Origin of the sequence: Pseudoalteromonas sp. SG41-2 (assembly GCF_014164535.1) — a bacterium.
Taxonomy (GTDB): Bacteria; Pseudomonadota; Gammaproteobacteria; order Enterobacterales; family Alteromonadaceae; genus Pseudoalteromonas; species Pseudoalteromonas rhizosphaerae.
Window position 1 is genome coordinate 70,246 of record NZ_JACJFK010000011.1, and the last position, 20,865, is coordinate 91,110.

At 39.5% G+C, this 20,865-nt stretch carries 19 protein-coding genes and 2 tRNA genes; 15 read left to right on the forward strand and 6 right to left on the reverse strand.

The genetic code is table 11. From position 1 onward, the window contains the following. Nucleotides 1-384: 384 nt before the first annotated feature. Complete coding sequence (locus H5186_RS10650) at nt 385-1,668, forward strand: sensor domain-containing diguanylate cyclase (RefSeq protein WP_182717881.1); 1,284 nt, start codon at nt 385-387, stop codon at nt 1,666-1,668. A gap of 58 nt (nt 1,669-1,726) precedes the next feature. Here the strand turns inward: H5186_RS10650 and H5186_RS10655 are convergent, their stop codons facing one another. The 6 genes from H5186_RS10655 to H5186_RS10680 are packed head-to-tail and all read right to left on the reverse strand — an operon-like array spanning nt 1,727 to nt 4,430. Next, nucleotides 1,727-2,404 carry a pseudouridine synthase gene (locus H5186_RS10655; RefSeq protein WP_182717880.1) on the reverse strand — a complete coding sequence of 226 codons (678 nt, stop codon included), beginning with the start codon at nt 2,402-2,404 and terminating at the stop codon, nt 1,727-1,729. 2 nt (nt 2,405-2,406) lie between these two features. Then, a complete protein-coding gene (locus H5186_RS10660) occupies nt 2,407-2,736 on the reverse strand; it encodes a TusE/DsrC/DsvC family sulfur relay protein (RefSeq protein ID WP_145233784.1) in 330 nt (109 codons plus the stop codon). 3 nt (nt 2,737-2,739) lie between these two features. Further along, a complete protein-coding gene (locus H5186_RS10665; protein ID WP_149981049.1) occupies nt 2,740-3,006 on the reverse strand; it encodes a DsrH/TusB family sulfur metabolism protein in 267 nt (88 codons plus the stop codon). After that, complete coding sequence (gene tusC, locus H5186_RS10670; protein WP_145233789.1) at nt 3,003-3,359, reverse strand: sulfurtransferase complex subunit TusC; 357 nt, start codon at nt 3,357-3,359, stop codon at nt 3,003-3,005. The genes H5186_RS10665 and tusC overlap by 4 nt, the downstream gene beginning before the upstream one ends. Beyond that, nucleotides 3,356-3,709 carry a sulfurtransferase complex subunit TusD gene (tusD, locus tag H5186_RS10675; RefSeq protein WP_149981050.1) on the reverse strand — a complete coding sequence of 118 codons (354 nt, stop codon included), beginning with the start codon at nt 3,707-3,709 and terminating at the stop codon, nt 3,356-3,358. The genes tusC and tusD overlap by 4 nt, the downstream gene beginning before the upstream one ends. Nucleotides 3,710-3,764: 55 nt before the next feature. After that, nucleotides 3,765-4,430 carry a Bax inhibitor-1/YccA family protein gene (locus H5186_RS10680; RefSeq protein ID WP_145233793.1) on the reverse strand — a complete coding sequence of 222 codons (666 nt, stop codon included), beginning with the start codon at nt 4,428-4,430 and terminating at the stop codon, nt 3,765-3,767. Between the two features lie 252 nt (nt 4,431-4,682). Between H5186_RS10680 and H5186_RS10685 the strand changes: the two genes are divergently transcribed. The 14 genes from H5186_RS10685 (at nt 4,683) to H5186_RS10750 (ending at nt 20,755) form a co-directional block, all read left to right on the forward strand. Further along, a tRNA-Ser gene (locus H5186_RS10685) sits at nt 4,683-4,773 on the forward strand. A gap of 52 nt (nt 4,774-4,825) precedes the next feature. Beyond that, nucleotides 4,826-4,916, forward strand: a tRNA-Ser gene (locus H5186_RS10690). A gap of 143 nt (nt 4,917-5,059) precedes the next feature. Continuing rightward, nucleotides 5,060-5,455, forward strand: a complete 396-nt coding sequence (locus tag H5186_RS10695; protein ID WP_145233799.1) for a hypothetical protein — start codon at nt 5,060-5,062, stop codon at nt 5,453-5,455. Between the two features lie 125 nt (nt 5,456-5,580). Next, nucleotides 5,581-6,042: a GAF domain-containing protein gene (locus H5186_RS10700; RefSeq protein WP_149981051.1), complete on the forward strand. Its 462-nt coding sequence runs from the start codon at nt 5,581-5,583 to the stop codon at nt 6,040-6,042. Continuing rightward, nucleotides 6,039-6,317 carry a hypothetical protein gene (locus H5186_RS10705; protein WP_064666123.1) on the forward strand — a complete coding sequence of 93 codons (279 nt, stop codon included), beginning with the start codon at nt 6,039-6,041 and terminating at the stop codon, nt 6,315-6,317. Before H5186_RS10700 ends, H5186_RS10705 begins: the two co-directional genes overlap by 4 nt. Before the next feature lie 15 nt (nt 6,318-6,332). Further along, nucleotides 6,333-6,983, forward strand: a complete 651-nt coding sequence (gene proQ / locus H5186_RS10710; RefSeq protein ID WP_149981052.1) for an RNA chaperone ProQ — start codon at nt 6,333-6,335, stop codon at nt 6,981-6,983. 26 nt (nt 6,984-7,009) lie between these two features. Further along, entirely contained in the window at nt 7,010-9,049 is a 2,040-nt protein-coding gene (gene prc / locus H5186_RS10715; RefSeq protein WP_149981053.1) for a carboxy terminal-processing peptidase, read from the forward strand. A 162-nt stretch (nt 9,050-9,211) separates the two neighbouring features. Then, a complete protein-coding gene (gene nhaC / locus H5186_RS10720) occupies nt 9,212-10,690 on the forward strand; it encodes a Na+/H+ antiporter NhaC (protein ID WP_182717879.1) in 1,479 nt (492 codons plus the stop codon). A 49-nt stretch (nt 10,691-10,739) separates the two neighbouring features. After that, nucleotides 10,740-13,334 (forward strand): aminopeptidase N, encoded by a 2,595-nt coding sequence (gene pepN / locus H5186_RS10725; protein ID WP_182783643.1) that lies wholly within the window; start codon nt 10,740-10,742, stop codon nt 13,332-13,334. A 3-nt stretch (nt 13,335-13,337) separates the two neighbouring features. After that, nucleotides 13,338-13,559, forward strand: a complete 222-nt coding sequence (locus H5186_RS10730) for a DUF2835 domain-containing protein (protein ID WP_149981056.1) — start codon at nt 13,338-13,340, stop codon at nt 13,557-13,559. Nucleotides 13,560-13,804: 245 nt separating this feature from the next. Then, nucleotides 13,805-15,901, forward strand: a complete 2,097-nt coding sequence (locus H5186_RS10735) for a DUF1302 domain-containing protein (RefSeq protein WP_149981057.1) — start codon at nt 13,805-13,807, stop codon at nt 15,899-15,901. A gap of 10 nt (nt 15,902-15,911) precedes the next feature. After that, nucleotides 15,912-17,276, forward strand: a complete 1,365-nt coding sequence (locus H5186_RS10740) for a DUF1329 domain-containing protein (RefSeq protein ID WP_182739277.1) — start codon at nt 15,912-15,914, stop codon at nt 17,274-17,276. A gap of 153 nt (nt 17,277-17,429) precedes the next feature. Next, a complete protein-coding gene (locus H5186_RS10745) occupies nt 17,430-18,431 on the forward strand; it encodes a YCF48-related protein (RefSeq protein ID WP_149981058.1) in 1,002 nt (333 codons plus the stop codon). Then, nucleotides 18,431-20,755 carry an RND family transporter gene (locus H5186_RS10750; protein WP_182717876.1) on the forward strand — a complete coding sequence of 775 codons (2,325 nt, stop codon included), beginning with the start codon at nt 18,431-18,433 and terminating at the stop codon, nt 20,753-20,755. Before H5186_RS10745 ends, H5186_RS10750 begins: the two co-directional genes overlap by 1 nt. Nucleotides 20,756-20,865: the final 110 nt, after the last annotated feature.

Here is a 20,865-nt window from a genome sequence, read left to right on the forward strand (position 1 = left end):
AACATACTTGAGTTATTTAAGAAAATAAGCATATTGTGCGCCACAAAGTCGTCTTTTTGGATTGTTAAAATATATAAGAGCTAGCACTTTTATACACTGTCAGATGATAAATCTACCCCTATTTATTCTTACATGATAGTTTTTTGTTTGTTTAATAAACAGTGGCTAAGTTTTATTGCTAAAATAACGTAAATTACTGGACCTGATAAAGTTATTAAGGGTATTTTTAAATTGCGATTTCACTTTTATATTGTTTACATTAATCAACTACTCTTTACGAATTTTCTCACGCCGAATATTTGCATCTGCTTACATTCCTTTAAATTATTCTGGTGTACTTCCAAGTGCATGTTTTTATGCACACGTAATTAATGGGCAATGTATATGGACTATATTTTCTATCAACAATCAATAATTAACTTCATTGCACAATATGCTGGTAATTCTAAATCACAATTAACAGCGATGGTTGATGACACGCGCAGTATTTTAAGAGTTGATGCGTATAGGCTTTTTGAAAATATTCTTTTAAATTATCAACAATTGGGAGTAATTGAATATAGTAAAGTAGATTGCCTACTTAAAAGTGTTGCCGTGAATTTGAAAACTTCAAGTGAGTCTGAGTATTTTCTCGTTTCACAGTTAGCAACCTGGTGGCAAGAATGGCATTTCGCGCTATCGATGCGCGTAAAAACGAGTCAAAATAATGCTGTTATCGTGCAAAATAGTGATTACTCAACGCAAGATAATAAACCACTAACCCGCCAGCATGATTTGAGTGAGTACGTTAATTTATTTACGCAAGTGCCAATACCGTTGTGTAATGTATGTATGCTCACCGAGAATATAATCCGTATAAACCAACGTTTTGTAGATGTGTTCGGTTACACTATTGAGGATATTCCAACACTTAATGATTGGTGGCTTAATGCTTACCCAGATCCACATTATCTGATGTGGGTGCGACAAACGTGGCAACAAGCTCTTAGCTTTGCGTTAGAAAATGATACTGATATTGAACCACAAGTTTATTGTGTTACTTGTAAAGATGGCTCCCATATAATGATGGAAATTTCGGGAAGATATTTTAGGCACGAATTTTTAGCTATATTTAAGGATGTAACACAGCATTTAGCTGCTGAAGATACACTTCGAGACATGGCATTTTTAGACTCATTAACACAAATTGCCAATCGACGTTGTTTTGATGAGAAGTTGGCCAATGAACTTGAATTAATGAATAAAAAAATAAAGCCGTTATCAATGATCTTAATCGATATTGATTATTTTAAGCAATACAACGATAACTACGGTCATATTAAAGGCGATGAATGCTTGTATCAAATTGCACAATGTATTGCAGTGGCCACGATGAATCACGAAAAGGACTTTGTTGCCCGTTTTGGCGGTGAGGAATTTGTGGTGTTACTGCCAGAGGCTGATCCGAAAAAGGCTTTACATAGTGCATTACAAATCCAGCAAGCAGTTAATCAATTAGCTATTAAGCATGAATATACAGATATTGGCTATATAACACTAAGCATGGGCATTAAAACTTTGCATAATCCCCAAACTGGCGATTATATCTATTTTGCTGATGCGGCAGATAAAGCTTTGTACCAAGCAAAAAGACAAGGGCGTAATTGTATCGTTGTTAGTGAAGATTGATACAAAAAATCAGCTGAGCGCTACTAGGCATATTTGAAATAGCTGCGCTCAAGCACAGCTATAGTTCATCTGCGATTATTTTAAAATGGCCATTATCAATTCCTTTTAACGTATAGTCACCAATACGATAGCGGATTAAACGTAAAGTAGGGTGGCCAATATGTGCTGTCATTCTTCTTACTTGGCGATTACGTCCTTCGGTAAGGGTAATACTGAGCCAACTGGTTGGAATGTTTTTTCGCTCTCTAACGGGAGGATTACGTGGCCATAAAGTTGGCTCATCTATGCGTTTAACAACGGCTGGTAATGTTAATCCGTCTTTGAGCTCGACGCCTTGGCACAGTTGTTTAATTGCTGCATCAGTTGGTTCACCTTCAACTTGTGCCCAGTAAGTTTTACTGGTTTTTTTGTTTGGCGCTGTTAAAGTGTTTTGTAATTTCCCACAATTAGTGAGCAATAGCAGGCCCTCACTGTCTCTATCTAATCGTCCTGCAGCATATACATCTTTAATGGTAATAAAGTCAGCTAAGGTTTGTCTGTTTGCTTCATCAGTAAACTGGCACAGCACATCAAATGGTTTATTAAATAAGACAATTTTTCGCTCACTGGCGGCAATGGCTGGTTTTATCTCGCGCTTTATTGAGTTATTCACTTTTTTGGTTGTAATTGCACCGCGATTATAGCTACGGCCGCTATTTCGGCGTTTTGCTGTATTATTTGGTTTAGCTATTGTCATTGCTAGATGCACCGTGCGGGTTTTGGTAAGCCAGCAATTTTAGTTGCTTGCTTAGCTGGGCCTTTAGGAAAAAGAGTATACAGATAAATACTATTGCCTTTATCTTCACCCAGTGCTTTTGCCATTGCTTTAACTAACATTCTTATTGCTGGGCTGGTGTTGTACTCCAAATAAAAATTACGCACAAAATGAATCACTTCCCAGTGTTGGGAGGTTAATTCAATGTTTTCTTGCTCGGCAATAACGCAGGCTAATTGTTCACTCCATAACGAGTGATCAAGTAAGTAACCTTGTTTATCCGTGTCGATAATTTGATTATTAAATTCAAGCATGTATTACCACGTAATAGAGTGAGATGTTGCTAATGTTAGTGCGACAAAGTCGTCATAACTAAGCGAGTGATCGGGCTGATTGATTGTGATATCTCGTACCTTGGCGTCATCAGCAAGTATTAATAAGTGCGTTGCAAGCTGTCTAAATTGGGCAATCGCAAAGCATGCGTCACTTAATAATAATACTTTGTCTGCTGACTGGATCAGGTTAACTAATTGATCCGTGTTGTAATAGCCAAGTGGCTTGGAAAATATGTGTAAAGTGCTCATAAGTTCACTATGTGTTGTTGCTGGGCTATAAGTTGAGTTTGCTGCTGATAATTAAGCGCTTTTACTTCTACTAACAAGTTATGTTTATCAAGGCCATACTCGAGCAGAGACTTTTCACATACATAAATGTTTTCAACATCGTAAATTTCTAGCGTTCTGATGGTCTTAAAGTAGTTCTTTAAACCTATATGCTCAGGTTGTTGATGTTTTTTTAGGGCTAGTACCGCAGGGCCGCTAAATAACCAACTAATATTTTGCTCAACAGCAGCGAATATTAATGTCATATCTAATGCATCACGAATATGTAAATCATCGAAAGGACTATGGTGGCTTAAAACTAATACATTGATCATTTAAATTGCACCCATTTATCCGCATCACTGGCAAGCATTGCAAACTCAGCTAACCCTGCGACTGCAAAAACACCGGTATTATTTATATCAAGGCCACGCTTTTCGGCAGCAGTAACACACAACATAAGATGAATCCCTTGCTCATGTAATTGTTGCCATAAAGCATTAATCGCTAATTCATCAGCTGCCAAATCTAGTTGCTCGCTGGCATGAAAAACGCCGTTTTGATACAAAAAAATGGCATCAATGTTATGCCCTTGTGTTAAACATGCTTGTGCAAATTTAACCAAACGTTGCGTGGTATCATGATCCGATGGTGCGCTGTGCAGAGAAAGTACAAATCGTGCCAAAACTATTCCAATAAAAAAGCCCCTAAAGAGGGGCTATTTTAACAGAACTATTTAATTAGTCATTATTTGCGCCAAGCAGTGCAAGCAATGAAGTAAACAAGTTATATACACTTAAATATAAAGAGACTGTAGCGCGAATATAGTTTGTTTCGCCACCGTTGATGATGCGGCTTGTATCAAACAAGATTAAGCCAGACATGATCAATACAACCGCTGCATTTAATACCATAAACATTAGCGAGCTGCCGATGAAGATATTAACAATGCTGGCCACAATCACAACAATAAGGCCTACCGTTAAAAAACCGCCCATAAAAGAGAAGTCTTTTTTAGTATTTAGTGCATACGCAGACAAACCAAAGAAAATCAGTGCAGTTGAACCTAACGCTTGCATGATAAGCATTGGGCCATTTGGCATCGCTGCATAATGGTTAAGTAACGGACCAAGTCCCGCACCCATTAAACCCGTAAAAGCGAATACCCATGCAACGCCTGACGCGCTTTCGGCTTTTTTATTTACAACAAATAAAAGGCCAAATGAAATAAGAGTAAAAACTAACCCCATAAAATAAGGTAGTTGTAATGCCATTGAGATACCAGCCGTCACAGCACTAAATGCTAATGTCATGGCCAATAAGAAATAGGTGTTTTTAAGTACCTTGTTTGTTTCAATGGTCGACATAACCGGTCTAGCGGTATTGTACGAATGATTAAATGCCATTTTAGAGCTCCTTTAGAAACCTATTGTAAGTTCCGATAATTAAACTGAAGTTAGATTACCAAGACTTCTATATTTGGGCAAACCTTTGTAGTTCAATAGACCGATAATTAAAAAGAAAAGTTCAATTTAGTGTGAATTTTACTCAGTGGTGAGTTAAGAATATACAAATCAATGGTTTTTTAAGCACTTGAACACTTTTTTGAAAAAAAAGCTTCACAAAGAGCACTGCCTTCTCTATTATGCAGGCCGTGCGGAGAGATGGCAGAGTGGTCGAATGCACCGGTCTTGAAAACCGGCAGGGGTTTATAGCCCCTCTAGGGTTCAAATCCCTATCTCTCCACCACCTAATTAAAATAATTGCGAGTACACTCTTATTCGTGATTTATAAATGTTTCGGAGAGATGGCAGAGTGGTCGAATGCACCGGTCTTGAAAACCGGCAGGGGTTTATAGCCCCTCTAGGGTTCAAATCCCTATCTCTCCACCATATAAAATAGCCCGCTAAATTAGCGGGCTTTTTTGTGCCTAAGTTTTATGTAGTTATTTAATTACGACCATAGTCTCTATTTCGATGTTGTAAAACATCATGCATTCTTAGTATTTATTCAGGTATGATTTTAAGGACGCATTATGAAACATCGGCTTGCAAAAAGTGTTGGGTTATCATTACTTTCACCTGTGATCATTGGTAGTGTGTTAGGAGTTTATTATGCATTAACGCTCAATACCGATCCGCTGACTACCTTTTTCCAGTTACTTATGAGTGCGATAGCTAACGCGCATATTGTCGGTTTAACCATGGCTGCTTTTGTAGTACCCGGATATTTATTGATGTACAAGTACGCGAAAGTTAATTATTCGGGAGTACTGACATTAGGTTTACTCGGTGGTGCAATTTTTAGTTACTTACTCAGTGCAACAGGTGGTATGGTCTTTTTAATTAATACCGCGATGTCAGCTTTAGCGGCGGGACTGTTTTTATATGGATTAAGGTTAGGTGCGATAAAACAACAGCCTCCTCAATAGCAGAATTATTAACCAAGCTTGCTGAAAATTAGGGCAAATTGCTTTTTTTTGCCCTGAAAAGGTTTCAATTATTGGCGACAAAGAGTACCTTTAGCTACTGTATGTTTGATAAGAAGTAGTTTGGTATGCAAAAGCAAGAATTTTACCAGTCATTAGTTAAACAAACTGAATCGCTAATTACTGGTGAACCTAACATTATTGCCAATATGGCGAATATTAGCGCGCTGTTATTTACGTCACTCGATGATGTAAATTGGGCTGGTTTTTATTTGATGGATTCACCAACTGAATTAGTACTTGGTCCGTTTCAAGGTAATCCTGCATGTATCCGAATTCCTGTCGGAAAGGGGGTCTGTGGAACTGCCGCTGCAACTGCGCAAACTCAACTTGTTGAAGATGTACATGCATTTGCAGGCCACATTGCCTGTGATGCGGCGTCAAACTCTGAAATAGTAATACCTATCCACAAAAATGGTGAGGTATTTGCTGTATTAGATATCGACAGCCCAAGTATTGCTAGGTTTGATGCTGATGATAAGCAAGGTTTAGAAGCACTCATCGCGTGCTTTGAGGCAACTATTGCATGAAAGACTTAGTAAATGTACAGGATTATCTGTTTGCCATCACTGATGTAGGTGATTGGGAAGGGGATGAAGAGCATGTAGCGGAAACGCTCAACGATTTAATCCACATTGCATGGGATCGTCTTCCTGATGATACTGAATGTGAATTAATTGATGAAATTATAAATGGTATTTGGGAACACCTTCGAGGTGATATGGCTGTAATTGAAGCCGACTTTGAAGAGCTGGTCGACTGGGTAACACACTACGTCGATTCGTCCCTTGATGAAAAGATGTGAAAAATAGGTTCTAAAATGGAAACCACAAACAAGCTAAAAGATATTAATGAAGTGTTGGAATTTTTATATCAAGAATTTCCGCAATGTTTTAAACAAAAAGACGGCATCAAGCCGCTGAAAGTAGGTATCTTTAAAGATATCGCTGAGCGAATTGAAGGTTCTGAAAAAGTTAGTAAGACGCAAGTACGTCAAGCACTGAGAAAATATACGTCTAACTGGCGTTATTTAGAAGCCGTGACTAAGTCTGAATTTCGTATTGATCTTGATGGAAATCAAGATGCTAAAGTGGAACAAGAGCACATTGATCATGCTCAAAAAGCACTTGAAGAAAGTCGTGCGAAAATGGCTAAACGTAAAAAGTCACAACGTCCACGTAATGATTCAGACACAAAATCTTACAAAAAGAAACCAGGCCAATTCGCTAAACCAGGCGATAAAAACGCTAAAGTTAATGCCACACCAGCAAAAGCTGCGCCGGTTAAACGTTCAGGTAAAATTGAACCTTTACCAGCAAGTGAGGTCAAGGTTAATAACAAAGTTAAAGTTAAACTTGGCCAAGCCCTTGTTAATGCAGTAATCACTGAAGTGAACAAAGAAGACGTTCATGTAGAGTTGGTAACTGGCATGCAAGTTAAAACTAAAGCAGACAGCCTGTACATTATTTAAGCTGTATATAAATTAAGGAGTTGTGTATGAGTCAGAAGTTTAAGCTCATTCCGTTAGTTGCCGCCCTGTATTCAGGTTTATTATTTGCATCAGATATTGCTGATGTTAATGATGTAGTTACAGCAAAAGACTTGCCAGTACTTACGCAAGAGAGTCAGCATAGTACGGCTAGCAAACGGGTGACAAACTTATTTACTCGTGCACATTATAAACCAATTCGTTTTGATGACGCACTTTCAAGTAAAGTGTTTGACCGTTATATCGAATCCCTTGATTTTAATAAAAGCGTCTTTTTGGCTGCGGATATTGCCTCATTTGAGCAATACCGCAACCAATTTGATAATGCATTAACGACCGGTAAACTTGATTTTACCTTTGATATTTTCAACCTAAGCATGCAGCGTCGGTTTGAGCGTTATGAGTATTCTTTAAAGTTACTTGAAACACCAATGACCTTTGATAAGGCTGATGAATATTACTTTGATCGTGAAGATGCTGATTGGGCAAAAACGCAAGCTGAGTTAGATGAGCTTTGGCGTGAACGTGTAAAATATGATGCACTACGATTAAAAATGACCGGCAAAGATTGGCCTGGTATAAAAGAATTATTAACTAAGCGTTATCACAATGCACAAAAACGTTTAGTGCAAACCAATAGTGAAGATGTATTTCAGATCGTAATGAACTCTTTTGCGCGAAGTATTGAAGCACATACCTCCTATTTATCGCCACGCAGAGCTGAACAGTTCAAAATGGACATGGATCTTGAACTAGAAGGTATTGGTGCAGTACTTAGCTACGACGAAGACTACACGGTTATTCGCAGCTTAGTTCCAGGCGGACCTGCTGATAAATCGGAGCAAATTAAAGCTGACGACCGTATTATCGGCGTTGCTCAAGACAAAGAAGAATTTGTTGATGTCATTGGCTGGCGTTTAGATGACGTAGTTGATTTAATCAAAGGACCAAAAGGCACTAAGGTGCGGTTACAATACTTAAAAGGTGCTGATGATCATGGCGCGCCTAAAGTAGTTGAAATTATTCGCGATAAAATTCGCCTCGAAGATAGAGCGGCAAAATCAGAAGTATTCAAAGCAAAATATTCTGATTTAACCAGCAAAATAGGTGTTATTGAGATCCCTGGTTTCTATAACAACTTGTCTAAAGACGTTAAAGTAGAATTGGCGAAATTAAAAGAAGCCAAAGTAGATGGCATTATAATTGACCTACGCCAAAATGGTGGTGGTTCATTATATGAAGCAACACAACTATCTGGTTTGTTTTTTGACCAAGGTCCAGTGGTACAAATTCATACTCTAAATAATCGCATTGAAGAGCAAAAAGACCGCGATGGTGTTACGTTTTACGACGGCCCCCTAACAGTACTTGTTGATCGGTACAGCGCATCTGCCTCTGAGATTTTTGCTGCAGCGATGCAAGACTATGGTCGAGCAGTAATAATTGGTGAGCAAACGTTTGGTAAAGGCACTGTGCAACAGCATAAGGGCTTAGGCCGTGCTTACGATTTATACGATAATCCACTTGGCAGTGTGCAATATACGATTGCAAAGTTCTATCGTATCAATGGTGGTAGTACACAGCATAAAGGTGTGATCCCAGATATTTCATTCCCATCAGCAATTGATCCAGCGGAATGGGGCGAAAGCCAAGAGGATAATGCATTACCGTGGGACAGTATCGTACGCGCCAAATATAACTCGGTTGATGACTTACACCCAGCTATTGCTTACTTAAGCAAAGCGCATGCTGAACGCATTAAATCAGAACCTGAGTTTAACTATGTTTTTCAAGATATTACGCGTTATAAAGAAGAGAAAGACCGGAAAACTATTTCTCTTGTAGAAGCGCAGCGTATTAAAGAAAAAGACGATGGTGAAGCGCGTGCATTAGCTCGTACTAATGAAAGGCTTACTCGTTTAGGTGAAAAACCAATCGAGAGCTTGGATGATGCGCCTGATGTCTTAGACGACTTAGATCCATTCTTAGAAGAAGCTGCATTAATTACCCAAGATTATATCAAGTTTGGTCGTGTAGCTAAGAAATAACTTGTTTTACAGGTTAATAAAAAAGGCGCTTTGGCGCCTTTTTTGCTGCCTAAAACTCTTGATATTGCTATAATTACTGATTAAACGCTGACAAAAGTAAGTAACTTAGTTAGGCTAAGCGTCGCGTCTGTGCTAAAAAATAATAATTAAACGCGCATAAAAATGCGCGTAGGAGTCTTAATTTTGAATTCACAAAAAGAAAAACCCATCCTACAGGCCAGCTTTTTCGATGCCTTGATCCCAATTTCTGTACTGATTTGTTTATTAGGTGCTGCGGTCTATTTATTTGGCGATAGTTCGTCATCAGGGCCGAATCAAATTGCGCTACTGTTTGCTACATTTACAGCTGCACTTATTGGCCTTAAAAATGGCTATACTTGGAAAAAACTTGAACAAGCGATGATAGAGGGGATCACTCTATCTTTGGGCGCTATATTAATTTTGTTAATGGTTGGCGCGCTGATCGGCACTTGGCTGCTGTCAGGCACTGTACCTACACTTATTTATTATGGTTTACAGGTAATTAATCCTAGTTGGTTTTACGCAGCAAGCTGTTTAATTTGTGGCATTGTAGCAATGAGTATTGGTAGCTCTTGGACCACGGCGGCGACAATAGGTGTAGCGCTACTCGGTGTTGCTACTGGCCTTGGATTAGAGCAGACAGTGACGGCCGGTGCCGTAATATCTGGGGCTTACTTTGGCGATAAACTCAGTCCACTGTCTGAAACAACAAATTTAGCTCCTGCGGTTGTGGGAGCTGATTTATTCGAGCATATTCATCATATGCTATGGACGACTGTACCAAGTTTTGTGATTGCACTAATCATCTTTATTTTTATGGGCTTTAATGCCACAGCGTCAAGTGAGGCTGGGCGTATTGATGAAATAACCGCTATTCTACAACAAAACTTTAATATAGGTTTAGAGATGCTGGTGCCACTGATTGTTTTACTGGTGTTAGCAATTAAAAAAATGCCTGCATTTCCGGCAATTTCAATCGGTGCGGTACTTGGTGCAGTATGGGCAATGATTTTTCAATCAGACCTAATTGCAACACAAATTGATGGCTCTCAGGGGCAAATTGTCGGTTATTTTAAATTGGTTTGGAGTACATTTTTTGATGGCTTTAGTATCCTGACAGGCGATGAAAAAATGGATTCATTACTCAGTGGTGGTGGGATGTCTGGCATGTTAACCACAACGTGGCTGATCATGACGGCATTGATGTTTGGCGCCATTATGGAAAAAACAGGTTTATTAGATATTTTTGTAAAAAGTATTCTTAAAATTGCCAAAAGCACTGGCTCTTTAATTACTGCTACTATTGCGACCTGTATTGGTACCAATGTAATTGCTGCAGATCAGTATATCGCTATTGTGGTCCCTGGTCGGATGTTTAAAGAAGAATATGCAAAGCGTGGTTTGAAACCTGTTAATTTATCAAGAACATTAGAAGATGGCGGGACGATAACCAGTCCTCTGATCCCCTGGAATACCTGTGGTGCATATATGCAAAGTGTATTACTGATCAACCCATTTGATTATGCGCTATATGCATTTTTTAATCTTATTAATCCATTACTAGCTGTTATTTATGCTTACCTAGGCATTAAAATTTTACGTATTAAGCCAAAACAATAGCCATAAATTATATGCTCCTCTGTTAAGAGGAGCCACTTTGGAGTTTCACATGACTGCATTAAAAAAACCTCAAGCACAGTATCTTAAAGATTACCAAGCTCCACCATTTTTAATTGATCACATTGATTTGACCTTCGATTTATTGCCTTTAAACACCCGTGTTACGAGTGTAATGACGATCACGAAAAAAATAGCTGGTGTGGCAGATTTAGTGCTTGATGGCATTGATTTGACGCTGATCTCAATTACTGTAGATAACAACGCATATACAGATTATGACCTACGTGATGAGCAGCTTGTGATCCATAATTTACCAGCGCAATGTCAGCTTACAATCGTTAATGAAATAGCGCCAAAAACTAACACATCTTTAGAAGGTTTATATCTATCTGGCGGTGCGTATTGTACACAATGTGAAGCGCAAGGTTTTAGAAAAATAACCTATTATCTTGACCGCCCAGACGTACTTGCAAGCTTTGACGTGACGATTATTGCTGACGAGCAGTTTACTCATTTATTATCAAATGGTAATAAATTAGCGGAAGGTAAATTAGACAATGGCCGTCACTTTGCAAAATGGCAAGACCCATTCAAAAAGCCAAGTTACTTGTTCGCACTTGTTGCAGGGGACTTTGATGTACTTGAAGATACCTTTGTTACGCAAAGTGGTCGTACAATAGATTTAGCCTTGTTTGTTGATAAAGGGAATTTACCGAAAACCCCTCATGCGATGGCATCACTTAAAAAATCAATGCGGTGGGATGAGCAGCGTTTTAATCTTGAGTATGATTTAGATATTTACATGATCGTTGCTGTGGATTTTTTCAATATGGGCGCGATGGAAAATAAAGGTCTTAATATTTTCAACTCTAAATGTGTGTTGGCGAATCAAGAAACCGCCACTGATAAAGATTATCACACCATAGAGTCAATCGTTGGCCATGAGTATTTTCATAATTGGACAGGAAACCGAGTGACTTGTCGTGATTGGTTTCAACTGTCGTTAAAAGAAGGCTTAACAGTTTTTCGTGATCAAGAGTTTAGCAGTGATTTAGGCTCGCGGGCACTGAATCGTATTGATGCGGTTAAAGTAATGCGTACTCATCAATTCAGTGAAGATGCCGGTCCTATGGCACATCCGATCCGTCCTGAACAAGTGATTGAGATGAATAACTTCTATACAGTAACTGTGTATGACAAAGGCGCTGAAGTTATTCGCATGATGCACACGTTATTGGGAGAAGAAAAGTTCCAGCAGGGCATGGCACTTTATTTTCAGCGTCATGATGGGCAAGCCGTCACCTGTGATGATTTTGTTGCGGCTATGAGTGATGCCTCAGGTATCGATTTAACTCAGTTTAAACGTTGGTATAGCCAAGCTGGCACACCACGGCTAATCGTAAAACAAGAGTTTGATAAGCTCAATGGTACTTTTTCACTGCATATAGAGCAGCTGGCACCGCTTAATCAGCCAGAAAATGCGCCATTACATATCCCATTTGCTATCGAGCTACTTGATCAACAGGGCGAGTCTGTCCCTTTACAGTTTGAAGGACAGCCACTTGATCATGTCTTAGATGTCACAACAGCGCAGCAAACGTTTAGCTTTGATGGTTTAACCGCGAAGCCTGTAGCGGTGCTACTAGAGGATTTCTCTGCGCCGTGTATTGTTGAGCAACAAAATACAGCCACTGAATTATTACACATTATGCGCTTTGCGCGCAGTGATTTTTCGCGTTGGGATGCTCAACAACAATTATTCATTGGGGCAGTTAAAGGGGCCATTACAACACCTGAAAATAATCAATTGGATCCAGCAATTATTTCTGCATTACGTAGTTTATTAGTTGAGCAGGAGGGAGATTTAGCTTTAATTGCGGAATTATTAAAGCTGCCTAGTTTTGATACCCTCGCAGCTGAGTTTAATGTGATCCCAGTGGATCAATTGGTTGCAGTGACAAATCAGTTTGAGTTACAAATTGCTCAGCAATTGCGTAGTGAGCTCTTAGACTGTTATCAAAGTTTAATAGATGACGGCTCTGTAAGTGCAACAGCTGTCGCTATACGTGCTTTAAAAGGTATGTGCTTACATTATTTGGCAAAAATTAATGAGCTTGATATTAATCAACTCCTTGTTAGTACTGCTAATTCACACAATATGACCAATGTACTCGCCGCGCTCAGTGCGGTGGTAAAAGCTGACAACCCCTTAGCAAAAGAGTTGTTAAACCAATTTGACAGTCAGTGGCGCCATGATGTACTAGTGATGGATAAGTGGTTTGCATTGCAAGCAATGCAAGGTGGCGATGACGCCATTATTAATATCAAAAAATTATATGATCACCCTTGTTTTGATTTTTCAAACCCAAACCGCGTCAGGGCGTTAGTAGGCAGTTTTAGCCATTTTAATACCGCACAGTTTCACCGTGAAGACGGCACAGGTTATCAATTGCTAGGTGACTTATTAGTTAAGCTTAATGCAATCAACCCTCAAAATGCATCACGTATGTTAACGCCATTTATGTCATGGCGTAGATACGATGAAGTACGTTCGGTTGCTATCAAAGCTCAGCTGCAACGTCTTGCTTTGCTTGATAATTTAAGTGACGACTTGTATGAAAAAGTTGATAAAGCACTACAATAAATTATGGTCGAATATTATTTTTTACTGAACTTAACTTACAAACAGTGCATGGATTACTATGAAGGTAAGTATACATCAGTTCAAGTAATTGAAGATGGTGGCAAAAAAGTACGTTTTGCGGCCAGCCATTTGCGTCCTTTTATTTCTTCTTTAGGAGTAAGAGGGCGCTTTCGACTTTTGCTTACCCCAGAGCATAAATTTTTACGTTTGGAACGTGTTGCCTAAAACAATATTTTAAAATAATCACTTATAATATTATTTTTTTGTTAATTCGATTTGTCCTATTGTTAATTTACGTGTATAAATTATCTGGTAGGACGTCTTACCATTAGGTGAACGTCAACTAAACAGAAAAATTATGACCGATTGAACGCGTTCTATTTGTAATTTCTTTATTTCGCTTCTATCGTTACGACTACACTAAAAACAATAACTTGATCACAAAATTACCCGCGACAGGGGGACACACAATGATAAGAAGATCGCTTTTTGTTAAAAATAAACTAGTACTAGGCATCGCAGCCGCTACTTTAGGGTTATCAGCAGCACCAACACAGGCTGCAACATTTGAGGCCGGAGGGTTTGATATAACCTTCGACTCGACTTTCTCTTATGGGCAAAGTATTCGTGTTGAAGACCGAAACTTTAACTTAATAGGGAAAAGTAATAACCCGTCTTTTGATTGGACAGGCTACAACTCCGTTTTAAATCCTATTTATTCAGCGCAAGATGTCTGGGCCCAACCTGGCTCTTACTCTAATAACGGTGACGCTGGGGATTTGAACTTTGATAGTGGTGAGTCTTTTTCAAAGCTGTTGAAAGGGACACACGATTTATCTATCAACAAAGATAACTACGGCCTTTTCACCCGTTTTATGTATTTTTATGATTTTGAATTGATGGATGGCGATCGCGCCTATGTTAATCCAACTTCAGGCCAAGGAGTTGATCCTTGTGATGATAAAGACACTAAAAAACAAAGCTGCGCAGATATTCGTCTATTAGATGCTTACGTATGGGCCAACTTTGATTTGAATGAGGGTAATAATCCACTTTCTATTCGCCTTGGCCAACAAGTTATAAACTGGGGTGAGAGCACATTAATTTCTCACGGTATTAACGTAAATCCGGTCGATATTGACCGATTAAAAGCGCCTGGTGCAGAGCTTAAAGAAGCCTTTATTCCAGTTGGTATGTTATGGGCATCTTTAGGGATCACTGAAAATGTGACTTTGGAAGGCTTTTATCAGTACCAATGGCATGAAACACGCTTACCTGCAGCTGGTACGTATTTTTCAACCAATGACTTTGCCGCAGAAAATGGTTATCAGCAAAATGTACAGCTTGGTTTTACCTCCAACCCTGATATCGATTTAGCATTTTTAACTGATAGCTTAAATAACTTGATGACCACCTTTGGTCAAGCTGCTGCCGCTAAAGGGATCGATCCTGCAAGCCCTGAAGGTAAAGCGTTATTAGCACAAACTTATCTAGCGTACCCTACTAAAGTCGCGCTTAAAGGCAAAGGGGGAGATGGTAAAACTGAGCCTGATGATGGTGGCCAATATGGTTTACGTTTAGGTATGTTTTTACCAGAGTTTAATGACACTGAGGTTGCACTTTATCATGTGAACTACCATAGTCGTCGCCCGCTTATCTCTGGTCGCGTATCTAACTTTACACAAGCCTCTATGGCTCAAGATTTAGCCATGTTAGCAACGACTAAAATCACTTCTGACAATGTCTCTGATTTAAAAGCATTTGCTAAAGCAACCAATGAGTATCCAGAAGATATTAAACTGTATGGGTTAAGCTTTAATACATCAATTGGTGAAACAGCGTTTGCTGGTGAGTTCACTTTCCGTGAAGACGAACCATTACAAATCGATGACGTAGAATTGCTTTATGCTGCTATGCCTGAGCAGTTAGCGGTAGCGGGGCTTCGTCCTGAGTTTGCAGGTATTTCACAAATGAGTCCAGGTGACGCGATTAGCGTTGTAGGACCTGGCGAATTAGCAAAAGGTTATATTGAGCGTAATACTAGCCAATTGCAGTTTACAGCAACACATTTATTTGGCCCATCACTTTGGGCTGATAGTTGGGCTGTTGTGGGTGAAATTGGTGGTGTGCACATTAATAATATGCCTGAATATGATGAAATGCGTTTAAATGTATCAGGCACTGGTCGAAGCGGTATTATGACTGGACCAGGTACCGATGATTACTCAACACTTCATATGGCTTTATCAAATGGGCCAGAGCAAAAAGAGTTTGCATCAGCATCATCGTGGGGATATCGCTTAATTGCCAAAGGCGATTACTATAACTTCTTCAAAGGAGTTAACTTTTCACCTCGTATTGTATTTTCGCACGATGTAAATGGTAACACACCCGATCCGATGTTCTTATTTATAGAAGATCGTAAGTCACTTGGTGTTACAGCGAACTTTAATTATCAAAATGCATGGTCATTTGACTTTAGCTACAACTCTTTCTGGGGTGGCGGTGATATAAATACTTTCTCAGACCGTGATTTTGTTTCTTTCAATATTAAATATTCAATTTAGGGGTATCATGATGATAAAAAAACCTACCCTCATTGCACTAACGCTATGTAGTTTGTTTTCTACAAAAGCGGTCGTTGCCAAAATGACCAGTGAAGAAGTAGCACGTTTAGGTGCAGATCTAACTCCTTTAGGTGCAGAAAAAGCAGGTAATGCTGATGGTTCGATTCCTGCGTGGACAGGTGGTATTACTAAAGCACCGGCAGGTTATACGCCGGGAATGCATCATCCAGATCCGTACGCTGACGACAAAGTACTTTTCACCATTGATAAATCGAATGTTGATAAATACAAAGCAAATTTAAGTCCTGGTCAAGTAGCTCTTTTTGAAGCGTATCCAGATACGTTTAAAATGAATATCTATACTACTCATCGCAGTGCTTCAAACCCACAGTTTGTCTATGATGCGACAAAAAAATACGCACCAACTGCAGAGTTGATAGAAGAAGGTAATGGGATAAAAAATACCGCAATTGGTATTCCTTTTCCTATTCCAAAAACTGGCTTAGAGGCAATTTGGAACCATTTATTACGCTACCGTGGTCTGTCAATTGAGCGTTTTGGCGGTCAAGCAGCTCCTATAGCCTCAGGTTCGTATAATTTAGTTGGCTTTGATGAGCAACTGTTAGTTAAGTACTCAGATCCAAAAGCAACACCAGCAGAGTTACAAGAATCTAATATTTTGTTTAAATTTAAACAAAAAGTCACCGAGCCTGCGCGTTTAGCTGGCACGGCCCTATTAGTTCATGAAACCATGGACCAAATTTTAACTCCGCGACAAGCGTGGACTTACAATTCTGGCCAGCGTCGTGTTCGTCGCGCGCCTAATGTTGCTTATGATGCACCAGGGACAGCAGCTGATAGCTTGCGTACAACCGATGATTTCGATATGTTTAACGGTTCGCCAAACCGCTATACATGGACGCTCAAAGGTAAGCAAGAGCTTTATGTACCATACAATAGTTATAAGTTACACAGTGATAAGTTACAGTATGACGATATTCTGATGGCCGGTCACATCAATCCGGAACATGTGCGTTATGAAAAACACCGTGTTTGGGTTGTAGAGGCAGATTTGAAAGGCGACACTCGTCATATTTATAAGAAGCGGGTATTTTATATTGATGAAGATAGCTGGCAAGTTCAAGTGACGGATATCTATGATAACCGTGACCAAATGTACCGTGTAGCGATGGCTCATACAATTAACTATTACGATGCGCTCACTAACTGGAGTACGTTAGACGTTTACTACGATTTGAATTCGCGCCGTTATCTAGCGATTGGTTTAGATAACCAAGAGAAAATGTATGATTTCTCACAATCGTTTAATGATAATGAATTTACCTCAAGTGCACTGCGCCGCGAAGGTCGTTAATACACTCTAAGCACCTGGAAATATCTAGGTGCTTTTTTATTATTTCAAATCGCGTTTGTCACTCTGACACGCACTGGGTCATGACACTAACCGAGTCCCCCGACTGCACGTTATATACCGACAAACACATTCTTTTCAAGGCGATTTTAATTTATGAAGTACATGCTTTATGCAGGTCTTGCCGCTGTGGCGAGCCTTTCAACTCTTTCTATTGCAGCTGAACCACTTGCTGCAATTGTCGCAACTAAAGCAGATAAAACCCTGTTGACTGATATTGAATACACAGGAAAGCAACTGGTCGCTGTCGGAAAACATGGCACTATTATTACAAGCAGTAATGCAAAAAATTGGCAACAAGCGAGCGTTCCAACGCAAGTGTTATTAACGGCGGTTGCCTTCAGTGGCAGTGAACTCGGTTGGGCTTGCGGGCATGATGCGACTATTGTTCATACCAATGATGGTGGTGCAAACTGGCAGTTGCAACAAGTGAATACGCAATTAGATAAACCTTGCTTAGATATTTTATTTACCAGTGAACTTCACGGCTTTGCTGTGGGTGCCTATGGTATGTTTTATGAAACCAGTGATGGTGGCAAACATTGGCAAAAGCGTTTTCTGGATTCTTTATTATTTGCAGATGATAGAGATTACTTAAATGATTTAAAAGAATCCGATCCTCAAGGCTATGAAGCCGAAACTGCATCAATATTGCCGCACTTTAATCGTATTGTCACAACAAAAGATAAACTTATGTTAGTGGGCGAAATGGGTTTGTTAGCGCACAGTACAGACAACGGAAAAACATGGCAACGCGATGAAGAAATCTACCGGGGTTCTTTTTTTGCTTATGCCAGCGATGAACAAGGGCAAGAAATAGTCGCGGGTTTAAGAGGCAATATTTTTAGCCGTCAGGTAGGTGAGCAATGGCAACCAATAAGTAATAATAAAACCGCCACAATCAATAGTATTATCGCTAGCGGTGATAATCAATGGTTGTTACTTGCCAACAGCGGTGTGATTTTCCACTATAAAAATAATCAACTTACTATTGAGCAGTTAGCGGATGGTAAAGCAATTCTTGATGCCGTTATTTTTGAAAATCAATTGGTTATGGCATCAGAAAATGGCATTAAAGTGAAGGGGATGGCTCCATAATGCACACAATCGTCAATTTTTTAGAGAAAGCAGTTTTTCGTCATCGATTAATGATGGTGATAAGTTTTATTTTAATAACATGTTTTTTAGGTTTTAAAGCCACACAAATCCAACTTGATGCTTCATTTAATAAAAATATTCCACTTAATCATGATTATATGAAAGTGTATTTAAAGCATGAAAAGCAATTTGGTGGCGCAAATAGTATTTTGATCTCAGTGTGTGATGATAGCGGTGATATTTTTAATCCTGAGTTTTTCACCCAATTAAAAGCCGTTCATGATCAGTTATATTTTATTCCTGGGGTGAATCGTCCGTTAGTGAATTCAATTTTTTCACCCAGTGCACGTTTTGTTGAAGTTGTTGAAGACGGCTTTGCGGGTGGGCCAATTATTCCCGCCAATTTTACTGCTGATCAACGAGGTTTAGCGGTTGTTAAAGAGAATATCGAAAAAGCGAAAGTCGTAGGTAGGATGATTGCCTCTGACTATTCGTGTGCGATGGTGACCGCGCAGTTGATGGAAACTGATCCGCAAACGCAAGAAAAATTAGATACGTTAGCGTTTGCACAAAAGCTAGAAAGCGAAATTCGAGAGCCATTGAGCACTGATAAAGTAAGTATCCACATTATTGGTTTTGCCAAAATGGCCGGTGATATTGCCGAAGGTGCGAAAGGGGTTGTGTTATTTTTTGCTATTGCTATCGCGTTTACTTTCATCATGGTGTGGTTATTTTGCGGCAGCATCAAGCTCACTATTTTACCTATAGCCTGTTCAATTATTGCCGTGGTTTGGCAGTTAGGGATATTGTCGAGCTTAGGCTTTGGTCTAGATCCAATGTCGATTCTAGTACCATTCTTAGTGTTCGCAATCGGCGTAAGTCATGGCGTACAGATGATCAATGCAATAGGTAAAAAAGTCGCCGAAGGAAGCAGTAATACGCGTCTTTGCTGTCAGGCTAGTTTTAGATCGCTGTTAATACCCGGTGGTATTGCATTGCTGTCAGACACGGTCGGCTTTTTGACGTTACTAACCATAGATATAGGTATAATTCGTGAACTGGCTATCACAGCAAGTTTAGGTGTGGCTGTTATTATTTTTACTAATTTGATTTTATTGCCAGTATGGGCATCGTATATGCGCTTTGAAAACACAGTTCATATTCAATCAGGCAACAGCGAAAAACCAAACTTACTTGATTCAATTCGTGATCTGTTAGTCAAAGCCACGGATCCAAAATGCGCGAAAATCATTATTGGCTGCACCTTAGTATTGTTTGCTGTAGGTTATTGGCAAGCAGGGAAAATGCATATCGGCGATTTACATGCAGGTGCACCGTCATTGCATCAAGATGCCCGTTATAACCAAGATACCTTTTTAATATCGGACAAATATACAATTTCATCCGATATTCTAAAAGTGATTGTCGAAGCTTACCCTGCAGCATGTACAGAGCACGACGTAATGGATCGCATTAGTCGTTTTCAATATAAAGTTGAAAACTTAGCAGGTGTTCAATCAGCAGTATCCCTAAGCTCAGTAGCGCAGTCGGTTAATGCCGGGTATAACGAAGGTAATTTAAAATGGCAAAGTTTGCCTCGTAATACGGCAAGTTTGGTGCAATCTACCTCACGAGTCGAAACCAGTACCGGTTTACTCAATGGTGATTGTTCAGTTATGCCTGTGATCATCTTTTTAGATGATCATAAAGCGCAGACCATTGAACATATCATTGCCAGTGTTAAGCAATTTGCCATTGAAGAACAAACCGATATGCTGCAGTTTAAGTTGGCCTCAGGGCCTGTCGGCGTCATGGCTGCGACGAATGAATCAGTTGCTGCTGCACAATTACCTATGATGTTATACGTTTATGGTGCAGTTATTATTTTATGCTTGATTAGCTTTAAGAGTGTAAAAGCGACCATAGCGGTAGTGTTACCCTTGTATATTGTATCGACTCTTGCGCAAGCTTTAATGGTACAACTTGAAATCGGTCTGACGGTTTCAACGTTGCCAGTGATTGCACTAGGTGTAGGTATTGGGGTGGATTATGGGATTTATATTTTGTCATCGATGATGGGGCAATTAAAGCAAGGTGTTGCCTTACCAGTGGCGTATCGTAATGCACTCGTTGAGCGTGGTAGTGCGGTGTTATTTACCGGTATCACGTTAGCTATTGGTGTGAGTACCTGGATTTTCTCTGATCTTAAGTTCCAAGTGGACATGGGAATATTGTTAACCTTCATGTTTTTAGTCAATATGCTTGGCGCAGTATTACTTTTACCAGCAATTGGTAGTTTGATCTGGACTGACCAGAAAAAATAATGTGAATAATTTTGCTCCTAAATGGCCTGTAAAGGCCATTTATATCTATAATTTGTGAATAGATGACCAAATAACTGAAATGCTTAAAATGTTTTCATCGAAAGGGCTGT